Below are 15826 nucleotides of genomic sequence, written 5' to 3'. Positions count from 1 at the left end.
GCCCTGGACGGGCAAGCGGTGCCGGTCCAGTTGACCGGCGGCAACCTCAACGACGTCACCCAGCTACTGCCGCTGCTGGACGCGATCCCACCAGTCCGCGGCAGGATCGGCCGTCCCCGCCGCAAGCCGGACTCACTGTTTGCAGACCGCGGCTACGACCACGACATCTACCGTGACCAGGTCCGAAATTGAGGCAGGGTGCCTGCCATCGCCCGGCGCGGCGCGCTGCACGGCATAGGACTGGGAACCTACCGCTGGGTGATCGAGCGGACCTTCGCCTGGCTGCGCGGCTCCCCACGCCTGCGGAACCGCTGGGAACAGCGTGCCGACATCCACGAAGCCTTCCTCAAACTCGCCTGGTGCCTCATGATCTACCGACAGCTCAGGACACTGCGCTGACTTGGGAAGCAAAGTTGCTGGTCGCCCCTGGATGTCCGCGGCTCATGCCATGATCCGGCCTCATGAGTGACCGTTCGCTTTCCTCCGCCTGGCTGGCTTCGTGGGCGAGCAGGGTCTCCGAGGCTCTGAACGCAATGACGGACGAGTTCGAGCGCCGTCACGGCTTTCCCCGGGCACCAATGAGGTCCGGTCGGCCGACCACGGCGATCAGGCCGCGGCTCGCACGCTTGCCGAAGCGAGTGTCGTCCCTCCTGGCCTGGTCACCTTCTACAAGGGGCGGCGCCGAGGTGAGCCCAGAAGCCGCCAATAGTTGATCTTGGAGCCTCTGGCGGGCAGCCGCCGAAACCCGGTTCAACCCCGTCGGCGGGCAGCGGGGTTCCGGCCGGCGACGTGTCGGGCGATTGCGTCGACGCCGGGGTGGGCGTACCGCTCCAGGGAGCGAACGGATGCGTGGCGGGAGCGGGCCAGCAGCATCGGGGTGGAGGTGCCGTCCTCAGCGTCGTGTGTCAGAGCACTGTGCCGTAGCCGGTGCAGGGTCCAGCCGTCCAGGTCCTCGATGTCCTCGGGTGAGGCGAGCGGGTTGGCCAGCAGCCGGGTGTTCTCCTCGAAGATCTCCTCAGCCCGCCGGTAGGAGAGCCGGGCCCGGCCGGTCTCCGGGCACACGTCGAGCGTCGGCGTGCCAGCCGGGGCCTTGCGGTCGGTGAGGAACAGCGGGCCGCGGGTGCGGCGGCCGATCAGACGGGGCAGCAGCTGGGCGGTGCCGGACTGCCAGTGAATCCATTCCGTCGCCCTGCCCTTGGCGGTGATCTTCCCGCGCTTGTCCTGCGGGTACAGGTCTTCCACGTTCAGGCACAGCACCTCATCGGCCCGTGCTGCACTTTCGTAGAGGAGCTTCCAGAACGTCTTCTGCCGCAGGGCGACGTCCAGGCGCCACAGGGCGGCGATCTGGTTCTCGGCCAGGGCCTTGGTGCGGTCCGGTGGTGCCGGCCGCCGCTCGATGCCGATCGTCGGGTCGCAGTCGATCCAGCCCTGGCGCTGCCACCAGCCGATCGCCTTGCGCGCGATGGACAGCTCCCGGTTGACGGTGTCGGCGTCCATCTCGTCCGCCCGCGCCGCCGCCAGCTCGGCCAGCACCTCCGGCAGCGCCGGATCGTCGATCGCGGCGACGGGGAAGACGGGCGGTTTCGCGCTCCGGCGCGCCGGAGCGGTCGGCGCCGCCTCGCCGGCGAGCATCCACCCCCACGTCGTCAGCGAGATCCGGTAGATCGGCGCGGAGGACTTCGCGATGCCCGCACCGGTGAGGTACCGCTCGACCGCCGCGGTGTACGACGAGGGCGGCGCGGACAGGGGCACCACCCGGGCGCGCGGCAGCCGCAACGCGCCGCCGCTCCCGAGTTCGATCGCCATGCCCGTCCCACCCTCCCGCCCGAGTGCTCGTGGTACGCGCTGCCGCCGAAGAAGTCACCCGCGTCGACGACCAGTGCGCCCTGGTCTCGCCGAGTGCGGACGGCGGCCAGCACCGCCGACCCAGTGGGGACGGCTGAATGGAAGTCGCTGGTGGCCACCAGCGTCGCGGTGCCCATATCAGCACCCTCCGATTTCACACGGATGCGATGCGCAGGCCAGGACATCTGTCACGTGAGACCTCGCTCAAAGGTGTAGTGACGGTCGGATCCACTGCCGGGTACTCCCCTGCCGGACCCGGACCCGCGCAGTTCGGCGTTGGGCCTGGCAGCAGTGCCTTGGACACCAACAATGGGCTCAACCGTTCGATCCAGTCGACCAGCTGAAGGGGGTCCCTGGGGGGTCCCGTCTCGACCAAGGAGTCACAGCACCTGTGCGCTCAGTGATTGACTGAAGGTGTGGAAGCAACCATCCAGCACCCACTCGAAGTTGCGCGCCGTGCGGCTGGCAAGACGATGGACGAGTTGGTAGCCGGCATCCATGACGCGGCCGCCCGACGTGGACTGCGGTCAGGCACGGACGAGGCCCGTGTGCGCAAGTGGCAGCGAGGCGTCAAACCCAGCGATGAATCCCAGGTCTACATCGCCGAAGCACTCGGCTGGCCCGCCGACATCGTCCGCCCCGACGACTGGCCGAACTGGCTGCCGCTCACCGCCGACGGGGTGGTGCCCCTAGGCCCCGACAGCTCCGTGCCCGCCCTGAGAGAGGCCCTGCGAACAGCGATGGAACACCGAGACTTCCTGACGATCACTGGCACCGCCGTCTCCGCCCTGGCAGCGGCCTGGGCCAGCGGCTACCACGACGCGCTCGTCCAGGCCCACGACGGCAAACCGATCAGCGAGGACCTCGTCGTCTTCCTGGAGAACTCCGCCCAGCACCTCGCTGGCCTCTCCACCGAGGAGCGGCAGTACACGCCCGCCCTGCTGAACGCCCACCTCGTCACGGTGACCGAACTACTCGAGAACGGCCGTTGCACGCCCGCCCTCGGGCTGCGCCTGCACACTCTGGCGGCCTCCCTCTCCCAGACCGTCGCCTGGCACGCCTTCGACCTGCGCCGCCACACCCAAGCCAGCCGGAACTGGGTCGCCGGTCTGCACAACGCCTACGCTGCAGGAGACCACGACATGGGCGCCGGCCTCCTCGGCGACCTCGCCTACCAGGCCGCCTGGCGCCGCGACCACACCACCGCGGCCAACATCCTGAACCACGCCTTGACCCGCGCCCAGAACCCCGCCGCCCGCTGCCTGCTCCAGCTGCGTCTCGCCCGCACCCTGGCCGCACGGGGTGACCAGAGCGAACGCCGCGCCGTACTGCGCGCCCTCACCGCGGCCGAGCAACACCTCAACGACGCCGGCACCGACCGACCCACCTGGTGCGCCTGGGTGTCCGAAGCCGATTTCGCCGTCGACTCCGGCCAGGCGCTCCTGGACCTTGGCGACGTCGGCCGCGCCCACCAGCTCATCAGCGAAGGCGAACGCCTATTACCGCCTGCCCGGGACAAAACGAAGGGCGTGTTCCTCGCCTACCGCGCCGCGAGCTACCTCGATCTCAAGGAACCCGAGCCCGCCGCGGCCGCCGCCACCCAGTCCCTGCTCTTGGCCCGCCGCATCGGAGCGCCTCGCTGCGTCCGCCTCGTCGACGACCTGCTCCCCCGCTTCCAGCCCTACGCCCGTGCCCAAGGCGTTGCGGAACTCCTCCAAATTGCCGCCGCATAGTTGGCATTGGCCGACCGCACACAGCCCGGAGGGCACCAACAGTTTGCCGCGACGTGCAAGGCGCCGTCGCCGCCCGGCGCACGAGCGCTATTGGATCAGCCAGTCACGCCAGGCCACGCGGCCCGGCGTCCTGCTGGCTGCCCATCAGGGACGGTTGAGCAGCGCGCCCGACCTGGACAGCGTGGTCGCCCACGTCGAGCAGGCCACCTGAGGGCTCGCCCACCAGAAAGGGACCGTCATGAGCGAGTTCGCTGACACCGCCCCGTACTACGCCGCTTACCGCCCCGGCATCCCCGCGGCTGCTGTTCGCCTGCTCAGCCAGACGGTCGCCGGCAAGCAGCACCCGGTCCTCCTCGACCTCGGGTCAGGAACGGGGCAAGTGCCTGCCGCCCTGCACGATGCCTTCGCCGAGATTGACGTCGTTGAACGGGACCCCGGCATGCTGGCTGAAGCGGGCAAGGCTCTGGCCGGTCTGTCCGACACGACGATCCGTCTGCACAACAAACCGGCTGAGCAGTTCGTCCCGCCCCACGCCGACTGGGCGGCCGACATGGTCACCGTCTGCCGCGCGTTCCACTGGATGGACCAGCCCGCCGTACTGTCGCTGCTGGATGGCTGCACGGCAAAAGACGCTGCCGTCGTCGTCATGGGAGACGGCAGCCTCTGGACGGCCCGCTCGACGTGGACGGACGCCCTGCGGTCCCTGATCCAGGAATACACCGGCAGCGAACGCCGGGCTGGAAAGGGCAAGACCTACGCGGCGCACGACCGCCCCTACCGGGAGATCCTCGCCGAGTCCCCGTTCCCGGACGTCGAGGAGCGCACGATCCCGGTCGAGCGGCCCTGGACCCCGCAGACGGTCATCGGCTACCTGTACTCGACGTCCTTCGCCTCTCGTCCCCTGTTCGGAGACCGGCTGGAGGAGTTCGAGGAGCGAGCACTCGCCCTGCTGACCGAACACAACTACAGGGGCGGCCTGAACGAGCTCGCGCGCTTCGACGTCCTGATCGCCCGCCGCCCCTGACCCCTCACGACGTCTACGGGCGGGGATCCCACTCCAGTGCGGCTACCGGTGGCTCCGGCCGGTCGACGACCCGATCCCGCCCCCAGCCCGATCGAGCGGCACTGAGGTGATCCGCGGCCGCCTGGCTCCGGTCCCAGCCGACGCCCCGAATGCCTCAACCCACAACTCCGCATGCCCCACGGACGCGTTCGGTAAGGGCGACCGGACTGACTCCACGCCATGAAGCCCCAGCGCGTTAGTGCCGAAGCGGGTTCGATCGACCCGATCTGGTGACCTTCAGCGTGGCTGAGTTGCTGGGGCCATGGTCGGCCCTTGCACGCTCTTCGCTACCATCCCTGCGCATGACAATGCGGGGGTGGCGACTGGGTGTCGTGGCGGTGCTGGCGGCGCTCTGTGTCTCCGGTCCAGGACAGCCGGAGGTCATCCGTACGGCGTCGGACCTCGGCCCCCTGCCGGCCGACCGCTACGACTACACGCCGCAGGACTACCAGCGATCGCAGCGAGCATCAGCGCTGCTGGTCCGGCAGTGCATGGCAGAGCACGGCCACCCGGACTTCCCGCTCGACCCCCGCTACCCCACCGATCCCATCGTCGCCACCGCGGTCAGCACCGACTACGGTGCCCTGGATCTCGCCGCCGCCCGCCGCTGGGGCTACGGCTGGGACCCGGCAAAGTCCCGGGCTCTGAGACCGAAGGGCCGCCGGATGACCAACGCCGAGTATGCGGACTTCCCCGCCTGCAACGCAGAGGCGAGCCGGCGGCTGATGCGCGGCATCGACGTCAAGCGGGACTGGCTCTACGCAAGTACACGGGCGATCGAGATCGACAAGGCCGTCAAGCGCGACCCGCGCCTCCGTGCGGCGTGGGATGAGTGGTCCCGCTGTGTAGCAGCACAAGGATTCACGCGCTATCCCGACCCCGTCGCGGCATACACGGACACCGCCTGGCAGCGGGGCAGCGACGGCAACACCCGGCATACGTCGCGGGAGCGGAACACCGCCGCTACGGACGTCACCTGCAAGCGCCGCCACCATACGGCCGAGCTCTGGCACGCTGTCCGGGCGCGGAAACAGACCGTGGACATCTCGAGGCACCGTGACCGCTACGCCGCCGGGCTGCAGGCGCTGCGGACATACCGGGCCACCATCGCCGAGGTGCTGCGGAAACTCAGCTAGAGCGTGTGCCGCCGCATAGCTGACATCAGTTTGCTGGAGGCCTTCGGGCCAGCCTGGGCATCGGGGAACGTGCCGACCAGCAAGCGTGTCGGCCCAGACGGCCCGCGAGCCGGTGCTGGGGTTCAGCGCCGCTCGGTCCACTCCTTGAGCGTGTTGGCCAGGGTTCGCACGTCCACGTCCCCTGCGGTCACCTGCTCTGCGAGGTCGGCGTCCTCTTTGGCGGTGAAGTGCACCGAGCGGCCGCTGGCATGCAGGTAGCCGGCAGCGATGGTGATACCGAACAGGGCGTTGCTGTGCTCCAGTGCCGGGACGCGACACAGCGATTGGAACAGGGCGGCCGCCCTGTGATGGGGCTGGTCGTAGACGGGATCGTCCATCACCCGGAAACAGTGCCGCGCGCGAGCACCCTCCAGCGCACCCCAATCGGTCACGTCCGGGTCACCGAGGTGAGTGCGGGCAAGCTCCAGCAGCCATGCAAGATCAACGGTGAGGTCCATTGTGAGCGGCTGGCCTCACGCAGCCGTAGCGCTGGTGCCGGGCTCCGGGCCGAAGCGGCGAGCGAACTCGTCGCGCATCCCGGGAATGGCGAGGAAGTCTACGCAGCCCTCGAGGAACCTCGCCTTGTTCAGACCATCGGCCAGGACGCGTCGCGCGTACACTCTCGGGTCTTCGTGCAGCTCGTGTGCCTCGCGCTCCAGCTGCGCGTACTGCTCGTCATCGATCTCGATGCGGATTTCCCTGGCCATGCCCCCACGGTAGCGGGACCGGACCACTGCCGGGGAGGGTTTGGCTGGCCGTGGGTCCGATGCGGGGGCTGCCACGGCGGATATAGCGGACAGCGCCGCGGAGCTCGCGCGGACGCCAGCCCGTCCGTACGAGGTGCTGGTGGCGCTGAAGAAGGTGCCCCGGCGGGAGCTCGCCGAACCGCTGGAGCACTGGTACGGCAACAGCAAGGTCATCGCCTGGCTGCGCGAACACGGGTACGACACCGACGGTGTCTGGCCCGGAGGCGGGTTCGTCTACCGGTTCACGGCGCTGGATGCGTTCAGCGCTGCCGAGCAGGCCCGGCGTGGAGCGGATGACCGCTCGCTCCCAGTTCCTGCGGAAGGACCGCGGAGGAGTGGAGCCCCTCCCCTACATCTGGGTCGCCGGCCACAGTCGGTCTGTCCCGCTCGATCCACCTGCGCGGTGCGCTGACGTCCTGACCCTGGTCAACGAGGGGCACCTCTACCGGGTCGCCGGAACCCGCAGCCGGATCGACGACGCTCTGGAGCTCGCGGCCGTGGTCAACCGCGGCCCGATGGCCCCGGCCGTTGCCGGCGCCTGGGCCGCAGTGGAATCGCTGCTTACGCACCCGGACGATCCCAGAGGAGAGAACGAACGGTCCGGTAAGGCGGTGGCGGCAGACCGGATGGCGGCCATCATCGCCTGCTCGTGGCCCCGCGCTGAGCTCACCGCCCTTGCCCACCGCCACAAGCCCCGCTCCGAGGACGTACTCGCCCGGCGCATCGCGGCCTGCGCCACAAATCAGGAGCGCGCCCGTGTGGTCGCCGACACGCTGTACCGAGGCGGGGCCTCGGCGCTGGACTTCACCAGGGCTCCTACGAAGTACAGCGACTGGCCCGCTGCTCAGCGCATGGCCGACCTGGTGCAGGCTCCCCGCCCTGTGCTGGGCGATGTCGCCGGCGCCTTCCGGATAGCTCTGCGTCGGCTGTACCGCACCGGAACATCATCCTGCACGGCGGAGCCACCCAGGGCGTAGCCCTGGAGGCTTCGCTGCGTACCGCCGCACCGCTCGTCGGTGCGGGCCTGGACCGGATCGTGCACGCCGCATACGCCGAAGGCCTCGAACCGCTCGACCTGGCCGCCCGGGCAGAAGTCTCCCTCAACCTCGTCAATGGTGAGACCGGGCTCTCCGTCGTCGACCTCTTGGAACCCGTCTGAACCCGAATCTTCGGGTCACCGGCGCGTGCCGCCTCAACGCCCTACGTCTGTGAGGACGCGTCGGTCGGGACGGGTTTTTCTGCGGTGTGGGGAGCCGAGAACAGCCGCATCATCGCGGCGACGAGCTCCAGGCGCTCGGCTCGCACGATCCCCAGCTCGCCCTGCACGGATCATGTCGCTCTACGGATCGGTTGTGCCCATCAACCGGGGATGGACAAGCCAGTGCACACTCGCTGACGACTGAAGACCTGGTCAGCTACAAGGTAGGCAGGAGCGATCACGAACTGGCCGGGCAGCTCGCTGTCGCATGACGGCCAGGGCTCCTGCCACTCCTGGTCGAGGTGCTCCCCAGGCACGAGTTCGAAGTCCCAGTGGGCTGGCAACCCTGTCTGCGCCGAGCGCTGCCGAAGATCGAAGGCACTGTCGCTCAACCGACCGGCTTGCGGCGCCAATGGGTCGAGGCGGCTCCTACCAAGTACAGACAGGATCGCCTTGCCGTCCGGCTCATCGGGGCCGAAGAGGACGGAGCAGATCTGCCCCATGTGCCAGAGCATCCTGGGAACAGCGCCAGGAGCGTCCCTGGGCTGTTGATGGGCGGCAGCCCGGGACAGTCCCTGAACCTTCTGCTCAACGAGCGCGTCGTATTCACGGGCGATGACGTGATGAACGCTGTGCGCGTTGGACGGCAAGTCACTGCGCGTTTCGGCTTGCGCTGCCATCAGGGCATCCAGCCGTCGTTCCACGGACTGCAGGCGCCCCGCCAACTGGTTGTGAGCCTGCTGCAACGCGCGGTAGTCGCGCTCAAGTGTGGTCAATCTGCGGGCGCCCTCACGGAGTTCCGTCTCCAGACGCCGAGCCCCCGCAGGGAGATCATCCGCCACGGGGAACTCCGGATGGTTAAAGGACTGGTGCGGCTGTGCCACTGCGGGTCTGTCTCCGGGGAAGATCACGTCTAGCCTCAGCTCAGTAGTTCGTCTGGAAGCGGAGGGAGGTCGCAGCTTCCTCGCCGCTTTCTCGTACGACAGCACGCGCCTTGATCTCCGTCTCACCGAAGCGCATGTACAGAGTGACGCCGCGATCTTGCAGAGCGAAGGCCATGACCTTCTTCAGATCAACCGTGATCTTGCCGAGGTACGCGCACCCGGGATCAGTGACGTAGCGAGGGTCCGGCTCAGTGGAGGAAAAGAGACTGAAGGTGAGCTTGCGCGTCGTGCCCTCGAGGGGAACGTAGGCGAGATGCGCTTCCTGGTCGGTGTTGACCAGATCACCTCGAGTGACGAGCTTGGAGAAGCGCGCCTTGCAGTGCGCCTCACCCGTGCTCAGAGTGAAGCGGTACTCCTCCGGATCGACGCCTTCCTCGAACTCCGGGCAGTAGCAGGTCCCGTACGTCAGTCTGCTGCGCCGTGCGCGCGTGTGCGGTTCGTAGGCGTAGTGCGCGGCGCCGTACAGGACGGCGGCGCCTGGGTCAGGCGGTACCAGCACGTTCGCACGCCCCTTGAGGTGCTCCTTGACCGCGTGCTGGAGCAGGGGGGATGCGCTGAACCCGCCGACAAGAAGTACGACCGGCTCGCGGCTCCCGGCGGTCGCCGTGTTCTGCACTTCTTTGAGCTGCTCGTCGATGAGGTCGAGAATGTCGGGCACAACGTTGTCGAACAGGCTGCGCGCCTCGTCTGCGGTCACGACGATGGCGTCCGTGACACCGTTCTGCTTGCGGGCGAGACGCTTTCGTACCGTGGCACCGATCCGCCGGTCGATCGCTGTAGGCAACGTGAGGTAGATCGGGTCGGTCTCACCGGGGCCGAAGTGAAGCTTGGCCCTCTCGAAGGCCTCAGTGAGGTCCAGCAGCGCCTCGGGGTGATCAGCGGCGAGGTCCTGAAGGATCTCCAGCTTGCCGAAACGGTCGAGGAGATGCTCATCGCGAAAGGCACGGTTGATCTCCTCTGCCCCATGCGGACCTCCAATGGGGAGACCGATCTCCACCATCCGGCCTTCGGCATCGGTCTCGTAGGCCGTGAGGTCGACGGTGCCGCCCCCGCAGTCAACCACGATGAACCGACAGCCGGGCTCCATCAAGCTGGCGCCGTCGGAGGCGCCGCCAGCCACTTTGACGCCACTGACCAGGGCGTAGTGAGCTGCCGCTTCCGGCTCCAGGGCCAGGATGAGCCGGCCGTCCTCCATGGGGAAGCCCGCTCGCCCGGCGATGTCCCGCATCACTTGTTTCTGCTCATCGGTCCAGATCGCGGGTACCGTCAGGCACCAGCGGATGTCGTCCCTGTCGTACCCGCTGGCAGTGACCTGTGCGAGGGCCGTCTCGTAGAGGTTCCGCAGGTAGGCGGAGATGAGTGACTCTGCGTTCTGTCGGCGTGAGCCGGAGAGAACGACAAGATCGCTGGTGGCCTCATCCTGCGCTCCCTCCTCCTCTCCGGTACCTTCGGCGACGTTTTCAGGTGTCGCCTTATCGCCTTGGTCCTCGTCTTCGTCCTCGTCGTCCTCTTCGTCGTCGCCTGCGGCCTCCTCGATCACCTCGTTTTCTCGGCCAAGGCCTGCGCGCTCCGCGACTGCTTGCTCCATGAGCCCCATCTTGAAGCCGTTGAAGTAGCGAGGCTCATCGGCTCCGTGTGTGTTGGCGAGGGCTCGCCTGCGCGCGTCGTATCCCCATCCCAGTACTTCGCCTTGCGCATCGACCAGCAGCGCGGACAGGTTCTTCACGGAGGCGACGGGTTGCCCCGCCCACGTGTTGAAGAAATTGATGCGCCGTTCGCCGGGATCGTCATTCCTGCCCCCATAGGTGCACCACGAAATCCCAGATCCATGGGTGCCGAAGTCGATTCCGATCACGACTTTAGGTGTTGCCACGTCAACCTCCGCGTCCCAGGCCAGGAGAGGCGTAGCACCCCTGACCGCAGATGTGCGACGCGGGGTGCGCCGCCGGGGGGAAGCTTCATAGCCATTGCCTGATTCGGGCAAGCCGCCATACTCGTCGGCCCGTTCCAGTAACCCGGAGAGCCTATTTACACGACTGTTCGCACATGATTATCAACGGAATTCGGTGTATGGAACTGGACATGTATATTTCTGTACATGCCTGAAGTGGTAGTGATCGACGAGACATTGCAGGGGCTGTTTGCGCCGGACTCTGCCGTGCAAGGAGTTCCATCCCGCAGACGAGCGCTGCATCAGGGATCACCGTCAGCAGCGGTAGCCGTCGAGAGTGAAACCCAGAACACGATGGAAGGCTGTGAGGATGCGTTGCTGGCCTACAGGCGGTGTATGGAGTCCCGTGACGATCTGATCCGTAGAGCCAAGGCGGCTGGCCTCACCGAGGTCCGCATCGCGCAGCTGACGGGCCACTCACGCACCACGGTACGTGCCGCTCTCGGGCTGAAAAGAAAGTGAAGTAGATCTTGCAGGAACTGTACTCGGCCCCGGCCGGGGACGGTCCAGGAGAAGGTGGAACGCATCCACGACCTGGCGGTGGACGAGGAGGTCGCGGTGGAGGTGGCGCGCGATGTCCTGCGCCGCCCGCAGGTCGCGGCCCGGCTGATGGAGGACACCCGAGGTGCGCCGCGTGGTCACCGAGGCCCAGAAGCCCGAGCACCGGGTCGAGGCGGTGCAGAGCGTGGTCAAGGATGATGTTACTGCGGCGAAGCTGGCCTCCGACGTGCTCAGGCGGCCGGAGGTCACTGCCCGGGTCGCGGCCGACCCCACCGCCCGTCACGCGGTCAACCGGGCCCAGGCCGAACGCTCCCGCCAGGCTGCCGAAGCCTTCCGCCGCGAATCGCCCGTCGCGCCGGCCGTGAGGCACACCGAGCGGACCGAGGAGTTCGTCGACCTGCTCGGCGCGTTCCACCGGTTCGTCGGCGAGGCCTCCAAGGCGGTGCCGACGATGCGGGATCGCAGCTGGTCGGGGGACGAGCGTGAGGTGTTGCTGTCGAACATCGGACGCGCCCGGGCGGTGCTGGACTGGATGGAGACCGCGGTCTCCACCGGCCGGGTCGACATGGACGAGGAACTCGCCCGCGTGCTGCGGGGTGAGTGAGGGTGCGCAAACGCTTCCCGGCTGCGGAGCGTCACGCCGAACTGATCCGCATCGCGCTGATGGAGGCAGCCCCCTCGGGGCTGCCTCTCAGACGCCTGATGGCCGCCTGCGAGCTGAGCGAGTACCAGACCCGCAGCGGTCTGACCGCCATGCGGGATCTGTGCGGGGAGCGGGGCTGGCCCCCGCTGATCTGGACGAGGGCCGACGGCTATCACTTCTGCGCGAGCGTGCTCGAAGAGTGGGAGCGCGTCTGGATCAGTGAGAAGCTCACCGCCTTCCGGCGGATGATCACCGGCACGCTGGCGCCGCACCTGGCTCTGTTCCCCAGGAGCCGGTGGGCGAACTACCTGGACTTCGGCGGCGACGCGCTGCGGTGCCTGTGGAGTAAGCACCAGACCAATTACCCCATGTTCGCCGAGGCCGTGTGGCTGCTGCACCGCGAGTTCAGCGAAGGCGCCGGAGCTGAGCATCACCCTCTCTTCGCCGACCTGCCGCCGATCCCCGCCGAGGTCCTGTTCCGGAAGATCGCGAACTCCTCCGCGGTGGCCTTCAGGAAGCTGACCGCTGACCAGATGGTCGAGATCCTCCGCAAGGCACCGCAGGACTACGCAGTGATGCGGTAAGAGACCCACCCGAAACGCCGACAGCCTCGCCCTGGAGTTGGCCTGATGGGCGGGGCTGTCCATGGCCTTGCCAACCGCGCCAGGGTCCTCAACCCGCGTCGACCTGCTCTGAAGCCATGGCCTAGCGGGCGGTGATCTTCGGCGACAAACCGTCTTCCGTGACCGAGAACCGCCCGGCAGACTGGGCCGCCGGTGAAGTGACCAGGGGGGATGCATGGAGTTGGAGCCCACGGAGTTGTCCGATGCCATCAAGGCGGTTCGCGCCGGACTGGCCGCAGCGCAGCAGGACGGGGACGGCTCCCCGATCCGGTTCACCGTCAAGGACATCGTGCTGGATCTCGGCATCGAACTGCGGCAGAGCGCCTCGGCCGGCGGCGGGGTGAAGGCGTTCGTCGTCTCCGCCGATGCCCGCGGCGAACGCGCGAGCACCGCGACGCACCGGATGACCGTCACCCTCCAGGTCGAGACGGGCCCGGGCGGCCGGGACGTACTCATCGGCGATGCGGGCCGTGGCCTGGACCCGGTGCCCGCTCCCCCGGCCGGCATGTAGTCCCGGAGCAGGGACAGCCTGGTGGAAGCGCGGACCGTCGAAGTCATCAACCCCCGCGTCCCTATGTTCGGTTCGGGCGCCCTGGTCGCGCCGGGGCTGGTCCTGACCGCCTACCACGTCGCCTGTCCTGGCGGTGACCGGGAGCCCGTCAAGGTCAGGGACAAGACCGGCCGGGCAGCCGAAGCCACCATCACGTGGGCGGATGCGGACCTGGACGCCGTCCTGCTGCAGACGGACCGTACTGTGCTGGGGGCCGGCCTCCCTGTCGTCCGCTGGGGTGAGCTGACCTGCGACTATCCGGACGCGCGGCCGGTGTGCTCCATGACAGGCTTCCCCCGGGCCATGCGCAGGCCGCACCCCACGCTCCCGGACGCGTTCGTGGACGAGCTCCTGGCCGTCGACGGGAACATCAAGCCGGCCACTTCCTCCCGGCGCGGCTACTACGGCTTCGAGCTGATCAACACATCGCTGGAATCAGCCGAGTTATGGCAGGGCATGTCCGGCGCCGGAGCCTTCTGCAACGAGCGGCTCGTCGGGGTGGCCACCTTCGCCTCCGACTTCCGGCACGGCGGCCTGCTCCACCTGATGCCCGCCGCCCGCCTGTTCGCCTCCCCCGGGTTCACCGACACGGTCACCGCGGTGACCGGCATGACCCCCCAGCTTCAGCCAGCCGACCTGAGACTCCTGCTCGACGATGTCCCCGACCCCCAGCTGTCCACCTCCTACCTGCTCAACGCGCAGTCCGCCGTCGTACCGCTGACCGGCATGACCGCCCAGCTCGACGCCCTCGAGGCCTGGTGCCGTACGAGCCGCCCCACCGACGTCACCGCCGTCACCGGGATCGCCGGCATCGGCAAGACCCGCCTGATCACCGAACTGATACACCGTCTGGGCCAGCCGCGCCCCGGCAGCCCCACGGCCCGCGGATGGACCGGCGGCTTCCTCGCCGACAACCCGCTCCAGCAGCCACCCCACTACCGCATGCTCGCCACCAGCAAATACCCACTGCTCCTCGCCATCGACTACGCGGAGACCCGCCGCGACCAGGTCGACCAGGTCCTCGACGTCCTTGCCGCCCGCCACACCAGCCAGCCCGTACGCGTCCTGCTCCTGGCCCGCGGCCGCGACAACTGGTGGCCCTCCCTGCGCCGCGCCCGGCAGGGCACCACCGTGATGAGCACCGGCGCCACCATCGACGTCGACCCGGCCGACGCGCTCGCCGAGACCGCCACCGAGCACGCCTTCGACGCCGCCAAGCACGCCTTCACCGAACGGATCCGCACGCTGCGAAGCGCCGGCCTCGGCGACGACTGGGCTACCTCTCCCCTGCGCCCGGACACCAGCACCGGCCCCGTGTTCACCGCAGCCGCCAAACCGGCCGACGACACGGTGATCTCCCTGCACATGGCAGCCCTCGCCGACGTCCTCGCCACCCTCAACGACGACTTCGCCCGCTACGACAACCCGATGGACGTCCTGATCGCCCACGAGGTGAGCTACTGGAAACGGATCGTCGAAGCACGTGGCGAGCACTTCGACGAGAAGCTGATGCGCACCCTCGTCGCCGTCCAGGCCGTCACCGGCGCCACGAAGCTCCACAACGCGCAGGCCGCGGTCACCGCCGGCTTCGACGTCCACCACGCTGGCTTCCCTGACGCCGCACCCAACGACCGGCGCCTGCTGGCCGCGTACGAGGACATCCTCACCGCCGCCTACCCTTCCGGCGACGGAGCCCACTGGGGCTCCATGGGCCCCGACCTGCTCGGCACCGCCCTCGCGGCGGAAGTCGAAGAGCAAAGCGGAGGGCAGTTCATCGAAAGCCTGCTGCCCCACCCCTACCTGGAAGAAGAGCAACAGCACCGCGCCCTGACGGTCCTTGCCCGCTCCGCCCCCACCCAGCCCGTGCTCGCCGCCAGCGCAGCCCGCGCGGTGGCCGCCGCACCCGAAAAGCTCCTGCCCCTCGCGGCCAGGACCGTCGCCGCCGAACTCGACACCGACATCGCCCGGCACTGGTTACACGGTGTGCAAGACGCCCTCGACGAGCGGGCACAGCAGGACGCCGATCCCGACCTCGTCACCTGGGCCACCGAACTGGTCAGCACATCCCTCACTCATGTCGAAACCGGCCTGGGCGACTACTTCAACTCCCCCGAGTGTCAGCCGCCACGAGACCCACCCGCAGAGGAGCCGGAGGCCGACGACGGCCTGAAGGACGACGGCGACGCGTCCGACGAAGACGACCTCGACTGGGACCCGGCCGACGACGGCGAACGTGATGAGAACCGGGAGGTGGCGGCCGACGGAGACGGCGATCCTGCCGACGCCACCGTTGTCCCAGCCAGTGCCGACCCGCACGCACCCCGACCCACCGTGGTCGTTCATACGATCACCAGCCGGGCCGCGCGGACCGCCCTCACCGCCGTCGCCCTCGCACACCTGGGCTTCGTGGCCTTCGTGACCGGCAACGTCGCCTACTTCTCCCACTACTCCAGCGAGCCGTCCTTCTGGCTCCTGCCGCCGTTCATCATCTGCGCCCACCTGTTCATCGGCAGCTTCTACGGCCAACGGCAGTTGCCCGCCGCCCTCGCCATCCTGATCGCCCCGCCCGTGGTCCTCCTCATGACGGTCGGGTTCGGGCTGATGTTCAGCGAACTGCACGGGGCGGACATCAACCCCGTCGTGATGGGGATGGTGTGGGTCAGCCTCTTCTCGCCCGGAATGCTCGCGCTCGCATACGCCTTCCGGGCCTGGTTCGGCCAGATCCAGTTCGTCGACGGGAGGTAGCTCCATCAGCCACATCGCCAGACGTTCCTGCTCGGGCTCATACCCCGTGGCGTGGCGGCATCTATCGTTGACCACGGGCGATTGGGGGTCGTCGTAGTGCGGGACACGC

At 68.4% G+C, this 15826-nt stretch carries 15 protein-coding genes and 2 pseudogenes; 12 read left to right on the top strand and 5 right to left on the bottom strand.

The window, feature by feature from the left end; all coding sequences use genetic code 11:
• Positions 1–6 precede the first annotated feature (6 nt).
• Positions 7–399: pseudogene (locus tag ACH4G3_RS41360) on the top strand (transposase); the annotation flags it as partial.
• A 351-nt stretch (positions 400–750) separates the two neighbouring features.
• Here ACH4G3_RS41360 and ACH4G3_RS41355 read toward each other — a convergent pair.
• Positions 751–1806, bottom strand: a complete 1056-nt coding sequence (locus tag ACH4G3_RS41355) for a tyrosine-type recombinase/integrase (RefSeq protein WP_397629315.1) — start codon at positions 1804–1806, stop codon at positions 751–753.
• A 512-nt stretch (positions 1807–2318) separates the two neighbouring features.
• On the opposite strand from ACH4G3_RS41355, the gene ACH4G3_RS41350 reads away from it, so the two are divergent.
• The 3 genes from ACH4G3_RS41350 (at position 2319) to ACH4G3_RS41340 (ending at position 5777) form a co-directional block, all read left to right on the top strand.
• Positions 2319–3578 (top strand): NsdA family TPR-like regulatory protein, encoded by a 1260-nt coding sequence (locus ACH4G3_RS41350; RefSeq protein WP_397629314.1) that lies wholly within the window; start codon positions 2319–2321, stop codon positions 3576–3578.
• 238 nt (positions 3579–3816) lie between these two features.
• Positions 3817–4602, top strand: coding sequence for a class I SAM-dependent methyltransferase (locus tag ACH4G3_RS41345; protein ID WP_397629313.1), 786 nt, complete (start codon positions 3817–3819; stop codon positions 4600–4602).
• 341 nt (positions 4603–4943) lie between these two features.
• Positions 4944–5777 (top strand): hypothetical protein, encoded by an 834-nt coding sequence (locus tag ACH4G3_RS41340; RefSeq protein ID WP_397629312.1) that lies wholly within the window; start codon positions 4944–4946, stop codon positions 5775–5777.
• A 122-nt stretch (positions 5778–5899) separates the two neighbouring features.
• Here ACH4G3_RS41340 and ACH4G3_RS41335 read toward each other — a convergent pair whose 3' ends face one another.
• A complete protein-coding gene (locus tag ACH4G3_RS41335) occupies positions 5900–6274 on the bottom strand; it encodes a fic family toxin-antitoxin system, toxin component (RefSeq protein WP_397629311.1) in 375 nt (124 codons plus the stop codon).
• Between the two features lie 15 nt (positions 6275–6289).
• Positions 6290–6523 (bottom strand): hypothetical protein, encoded by a 234-nt coding sequence (locus ACH4G3_RS41330; RefSeq protein WP_397629310.1) that lies wholly within the window; start codon positions 6521–6523, stop codon positions 6290–6292.
• Positions 6524–6855: 332 nt separating this feature from the next.
• Here ACH4G3_RS41330 and ACH4G3_RS41325 point away from each other — a divergent pair, with 332 nt between their 5' ends.
• Together ACH4G3_RS41325 and ACH4G3_RS41320 are read left to right on the top strand one after the other, a co-directional pair.
• The gene (locus ACH4G3_RS41325) at positions 6856–7539 is read left to right on the top strand and encodes a hypothetical protein (RefSeq protein ID WP_397629309.1); all 684 of its coding nucleotides are present in this window, start codon (positions 6856–6858) and stop codon (positions 7537–7539) included.
• A 59-nt stretch (positions 7540–7598) separates the two neighbouring features.
• A complete protein-coding gene (locus ACH4G3_RS41320) occupies positions 7599–7721 on the top strand; it encodes a hypothetical protein (protein WP_397629308.1) in 123 nt (40 codons plus the stop codon).
• A 200-nt stretch (positions 7722–7921) separates the two neighbouring features.
• Here the strand turns inward: ACH4G3_RS41320 and ACH4G3_RS41315 are convergent, their stop codons facing one another.
• Entirely contained in the window at positions 7922–8536 is a 615-nt protein-coding gene (locus ACH4G3_RS41315; protein ID WP_397629307.1) for a hypothetical protein, read from the bottom strand.
• 148 nt (positions 8537–8684) lie between these two features.
• Complete coding sequence (locus ACH4G3_RS41310) at positions 8685–10559, bottom strand: Hsp70 family protein (protein WP_397629306.1); 1875 nt, start codon at positions 10557–10559, stop codon at positions 8685–8687.
• A 243-nt stretch (positions 10560–10802) separates the two neighbouring features.
• On the opposite strand from ACH4G3_RS41310, the gene ACH4G3_RS41305 reads away from it, so the two are divergent.
• The 6 genes and pseudogenes from ACH4G3_RS41305 (at position 10803) to ACH4G3_RS41280 (ending at position 15717) form a co-directional block, all read left to right on the top strand.
• Positions 10803–11117, top strand: coding sequence for a DUF6003 family protein (locus ACH4G3_RS41305; protein WP_397629305.1), 315 nt, complete (start codon positions 10803–10805; stop codon positions 11115–11117).
• 42 nt (positions 11118–11159) lie between these two features.
• Positions 11160–11354 (top strand): annotated as a pseudogene (locus ACH4G3_RS41300) (DUF6192 family protein); the annotation flags it as partial.
• Complete coding sequence (locus tag ACH4G3_RS41295) at positions 11290–11760, top strand: DUF6192 family protein (protein ID WP_397629304.1); 471 nt, start codon at positions 11290–11292, stop codon at positions 11758–11760. The pseudogene ACH4G3_RS41300 and the gene ACH4G3_RS41295, both read left to right, overlap by 65 nt.
• 2 nt (positions 11761–11762) lie before the next feature.
• A complete protein-coding gene (locus tag ACH4G3_RS41290; RefSeq protein ID WP_397629303.1) occupies positions 11763–12383 on the top strand; it encodes a hypothetical protein in 621 nt (206 codons plus the stop codon).
• Positions 12384–12597: 214 nt separating this feature from the next.
• Positions 12598–12933 (top strand): trypco2 family protein, encoded by a 336-nt coding sequence (locus ACH4G3_RS41285; protein WP_397629302.1) that lies wholly within the window; start codon positions 12598–12600, stop codon positions 12931–12933.
• A 21-nt stretch (positions 12934–12954) separates the two neighbouring features.
• Positions 12955–15717: a trypsin-like peptidase domain-containing protein gene (locus ACH4G3_RS41280; protein WP_397629301.1), complete on the top strand. Its 2763-nt coding sequence runs from the start codon at positions 12955–12957 to the stop codon at positions 15715–15717.
• Positions 15718–15826 lie beyond the last annotated feature (109 nt).

This window comes from Streptomyces afghaniensis, from assembly GCF_044327915.1.
In the GTDB taxonomy this organism is placed as follows: domain Bacteria; phylum Actinomycetota; class Actinomycetes; order Streptomycetales; family Streptomycetaceae; genus Streptomyces; species Streptomyces afghaniensis.
Note: the sequence above shows the minus strand (reverse complement) of the source record. Positions and strands in the feature narration are given on the sequence as shown.

Excerpts from the sequence above, each read along its gene's own strand:
- ACH4G3_RS41355 (WP_397629315.1), bottom strand. The coding sequence starts at position 1,806 with ATGGCGATCGAACTCGGGAGCGGCGGCGCGTTGCGGCTGCCGCGCGCC.
- ACH4G3_RS41350 (WP_397629314.1), top strand. The coding sequence starts at position 2,319 with ATGGACGAGTTGGTAGCCGGCATCCATGACGCGGCCGCCCGACGTGGA.
- ACH4G3_RS41345 (WP_397629313.1), top strand. The coding sequence starts at position 3,817 with ATGAGCGAGTTCGCTGACACCGCCCCGTACTACGCCGCTTACCGCCCC.
- ACH4G3_RS41340 (WP_397629312.1), top strand. The coding sequence starts at position 4,944 with ATGACAATGCGGGGGTGGCGACTGGGTGTCGTGGCGGTGCTGGCGGCG.
- ACH4G3_RS41335 (WP_397629311.1), bottom strand. The coding sequence starts at position 6,274 with ATGGACCTCACCGTTGATCTTGCATGGCTGCTGGAGCTTGCCCGCACT.
- ACH4G3_RS41330 (WP_397629310.1), bottom strand. The coding sequence starts at position 6,523 with ATGGCCAGGGAAATCCGCATCGAGATCGATGACGAGCAGTACGCGCAG.
- ACH4G3_RS41325 (WP_397629309.1), top strand. The coding sequence starts at position 6,856 with ATGACCGCTCGCTCCCAGTTCCTGCGGAAGGACCGCGGAGGAGTGGAG.
- ACH4G3_RS41305 (WP_397629305.1), top strand. The coding sequence starts at position 10,803 with ATGCCTGAAGTGGTAGTGATCGACGAGACATTGCAGGGGCTGTTTGCG.
- ACH4G3_RS41285 (WP_397629302.1), top strand. The coding sequence starts at position 12,598 with ATGGAGTTGGAGCCCACGGAGTTGTCCGATGCCATCAAGGCGGTTCGC.